The organism is Arthrobacter sp. 2YAF22_2, assembly GCF_052114645.1.
Classification (GTDB): Bacteria; Actinomycetota; Actinomycetes; order Actinomycetales; family Micrococcaceae; genus Arthrobacter.
Window position 1 is genome coordinate 1 of the sequence record NZ_JBFRFD010000418.1, and the last position, 3,374, is coordinate 3,374.

Genomic DNA, 3,374 nt, shown 5'->3' on the forward strand with positions numbered 1-3,374 from the left:
GTGTGAAGTTGGCCGAGCCCCACATCAGGTCGTGGCCGACAGACTCCGCGTCGATCTCAGCCACGTGATAGACGCGGCCCTCCTTTTCCCAGCTGYGCATCTTGAGCCGGCCGACGATGATGACGCGCTGGCCCTTCTTGATGCTGCAGCCCATGTTTCCGGCCAGTTGACGGTATCCCTGCACCGTGAACCAGTTGGTGTTGCCGTCCACCCAGGCGTTCGCGGCGCGGTCAAAGCGCCGCCCGGTGGAACCCAGCCGGAAGGACGCCGTGGCGACGCCACCCGGCGTCGTTGAGGTCTTGATCTCCGTGGCAACGAAGCCGCGGACCGTAATGCTGTCATTCATGGGGTTGTCCTGTCTCGATTGGTCGTGCCCTAGCAGGCATTCCCAGCTTCCCGCCGGGGCGGAAGCGCCGCGAGGGCGGGACTTGCCTATGTGGAAAACCGAGGCCGCCACGGCGGGCGGGGGGCGGGGAGTGGAAAATGCCCGGACGCCACTGACAGGCAGCACGCCGCCGGCACTGTAAACTTCTTGAGGCGCTCCCGGCAGAAGCTGGGCGGCACGCCAGATTGCCCCAGTAGCTCAGGGGATAGAGCAGCGGCCTTCTAATCCGCCGGTCGGGGGTTCGATTCCCTCCTGGGGCACCGCGTGCGGCTCTGGCCGCGGATCATCCGCCGGCCGGAGCCGCCCCTTCAGCCGCTCTCGTTCGGTTCGGACGCTCCCCCACGTCCACTGGGAAGCACGCCGCTCAGATCCACTTGTTGTGTCGGAAGATCACGTACAAAACCAACCCCATCACCACCATCAGCCCCATCGCCATCGGGTACCCGAACGGCCAATCGAGTTCGGGCATCAGACGGAAGTTCATCCCGTAGATCGACGCGATGAGCGTGGGGGCGAAAAGAATGGCGGCCCACGACGAGATCCGCTTGGTCTGTTCGTTCTGGGCGATGCTCGATTCCGTCAGCAGCTTCATTTCGTCGTTCTGCCGTTGTGCCACAAGGGCGGCGTTGACCGCGAGCGCGTTCTGGAGCAGGGCCCGGAATGCCGCGATCCGTTCGCTGAGACGCAACACATGGTCCAAGACGTCCCGGAAGTGGTCCTGTAAGTCCGGCCCGGGCACCCTGCCGGGGCTGCCCGCCCGGAGCGCCTGTAAGATGGCCGCCAGCGGCGCCGTCGCGCGCTGGAACGTGATCACCTGCCGCGAGAGTTCATAGATCCGGCGGGTGACGCCGGGATCGGCGGCGAAGAGTTCATCCTCGATCTCGTCGACGTCGTTCTCCAGACCGGCCGCGACCGGCTCGTATTCGTCTACCACCTGGTCCAGGATGGCGTACAGCACAGCGTCCGGCCCGAGCGCCAGGAACTCGGGCTCGGATTCCATCCGGCGGCGCACCCGTGCCAGGTCCGGCGACTCCGCGTGGCGGACGGTGACCACAAAATCGGGGCCGGAGAAGACGTGGATCTCGCCGAACTGGACTTTCTCCACCTCGTCCAGGTAGCGGGCAGGCCGAAGCACGAGAAAGAGGGTGTCGCCGTAGTGTTCAAGCTTGGCGCGCTGATGGCCGGCGAGCGCGTCCTCCACGGCCAGATGGTTCAGGTCAAATTCCTCGGCCACCGAGCGGAGCTCCGGAGCGTCCGGGCGGTACAGCCCGATCCAGGCCATCCCCTGGCGCTGTCGCAGGATGAAGTACGTCTCATCCAGGTCTTCGGGGTCCGCGGTCCGGTGTCCGTCCACGTAAACAGCGTTGTCGACGATAGTCACAGCTGCGCCTCCCTGCCGGACGGCCCGCCAGGGCGTCCCTTTGGAGTGACGCTATACCGTCGCCCGCCCGGTGCCAACAGCCGCACGTTTCGCCGGACCCCCATGCCTCATTTCGCGGCAACGTGCCACTCCCGCACGCACCATTGGTCATAAGCACGCTTAGTATTGAGATGACAGCCGCGGCCCAGGGAAAGCCTGTGCCCGGCCCGCAACCGAAAGGTACGGCCGCCATGACCCAGACACCCCGCGGATTCGATCCCCAGGATCCCAACGATGCCGCGACCACGCCTCCCCCGGTCACGGCTGAGGCCCCGGCCGCGTACATCGACGGGGGCTACGACACCGCTGGCCCAGGTGGGAGCACCCCTCCCCTCACCAGCCCGCCGGGCGGCACACTGGCACCGGCCGGGGAAGCCCCCCGCGCCGCGACCCCCGAAACGCCCACGGCAGCGCCGACGCCGGAACCGGAACCCCGCCGCGTTACCCGCGCGGGAATGGTGTGGGCCGCGGTGGCCAGCGCGCTGGTGGTGTTGGTCCTGCTCATCGTCTTCATCCTCCAGAACCAGGAATACGTCCAGGTGAAGTTCTTTGGCCTCGAAGGGGCAGTCCCGCTCGGCATCGCCCTTTTCATCGCCGCTGTTGGCGGCGGCATCCTGGTCGCCATCGCGGGCGCGGCCCGCATCATTCAGTTGCGGCTCGCAACCCACCGTCAGCGTCTCCGGCTGGCCGGCCAGGCGGCGCGGCAGCGCTGACGCCCTGACGGGGACGGCCCCGGCCGCCCCACGGCCCCGTCCGCCCGCAGGTCCCGGGTCCGCTACGGCAACGTCAGGATGACCGGACCGTCGGCGGTGATCGCGACGGTGTGCTCGCTGTGGGCTGCCCGGCGTCCGTTGGCCGAGCGGAGGGTCCACTCGTCGTCGTCGTGGTAGTAGTCGTCCTTGCGGCCGAGGATCAGCATGGGCTCGATCGCAATGACCAGCCCCTCGGTCAGCTTGATCCCCCGGCCCGGCCGGCCGTCGTTGGGCACGTGCGGGTCCGCGTGCATAGTCCTGCCGATACCGTGGCCGCCATGGTCCGCCAGCAGACCGTAGCCGGCCCGGCGAGCGGCCCCGCCGATCGCATAAGCCACGTCACCCATCTTGTTGCCGATCCGCGCCGCCTCGATCCCCCGTGCCAGGGCCTGGTCCGTGGCATCGATCAGCGCCTGGTCCACCGGATCGGCCGTGCCCACGATGAAACTGATGGCGGCGTCCCCGCACCAGCCCGCCAGGAACGCGCCGCAGTCCACGCTCAGCAGGTCGCCGTCCGCAAGCCGGTAGTCGTTGGGGATGCCGTGCACCACCGCATCGTTGACACTTGTGCAGATGACGCCCGGGAACGGCACGGAGGCCCAGCGGGGGCGGTAGTCAAGAAACGCCGGAGTGGCGCCGGCCGCGGCAATCGCCTGTGCGGCAACGCCGTCGAGCTCCTTCAGCGTCACGCCGACGTCGGCTGCCTCGCGCACCAGCGCCAGCGTGTTCGCCACCACCCGTCCGGCCTCGCGCATCAGGGCGATCTCGTCGGGGCTCTTGATCATGGACATTGGCTCCTTCCGAGGCGGACCGGTGA

4 protein-coding genes and 1 tRNA gene are annotated in these 3,374 nt (G+C 68.0%); 2 read left to right on the forward strand and 3 right to left on the reverse strand.

Annotated elements, in window-relative coordinates:
* Positions 1–346, reverse strand: a 346-nt coding sequence (locus AB4Y86_RS15115) for a single-stranded DNA-binding protein (protein ID WP_441403014.1), incomplete at its 3' end; no start/stop codon positions are given.
* A 226-nt stretch (positions 347–572) separates the two neighbouring features.
* Here AB4Y86_RS15115 and AB4Y86_RS15120 point away from each other — a divergent pair.
* Positions 573–645, forward strand: a tRNA-Arg gene (locus AB4Y86_RS15120).
* Between the two features lie 104 nt (positions 646–749).
* Here the strand turns inward: AB4Y86_RS15120 and AB4Y86_RS15125 are convergent.
* Positions 750–1,766, reverse strand: a complete 1,017-nt coding sequence (locus tag AB4Y86_RS15125) for a magnesium and cobalt transport protein CorA (RefSeq protein ID WP_441403015.1) — start codon at positions 1,764–1,766, stop codon at positions 750–752.
* A 230-nt stretch (positions 1,767–1,996) separates the two neighbouring features.
* Between AB4Y86_RS15125 and AB4Y86_RS15130 the strand changes: the two genes are divergently transcribed.
* Entirely contained in the window at positions 1,997–2,518 is a 522-nt protein-coding gene (locus AB4Y86_RS15130) for a lipopolysaccharide assembly protein LapA domain-containing protein (protein ID WP_441403016.1), read from the forward strand.
* A 62-nt stretch (positions 2,519–2,580) separates the two neighbouring features.
* On the opposite strand, the gene map is transcribed toward AB4Y86_RS15130, so the two are convergent.
* The gene (gene map / locus AB4Y86_RS15135; protein WP_441403017.1) at positions 2,581–3,348 is read right to left on the reverse strand and encodes a type I methionyl aminopeptidase; all 768 of its coding nucleotides are present in this window, start codon (positions 3,346–3,348) and stop codon (positions 2,581–2,583) included.
* Positions 3,349–3,374 lie beyond the last annotated feature (26 nt).

Bases quoted from the DNA above. Each gene is read 5' to 3' on its own strand.
- AB4Y86_RS15130 (WP_441403016.1), top strand. From the start codon at position 1,997: ATGACCCAGACACCCCGCGGATTCGATCCCCAGGATCCCAACGATGCC.
- map (WP_441403017.1), bottom strand. From the start codon at position 3,348: ATGTCCATGATCAAGAGCCCCGACGAGATCGCCCTGATGCGCGAGGCC.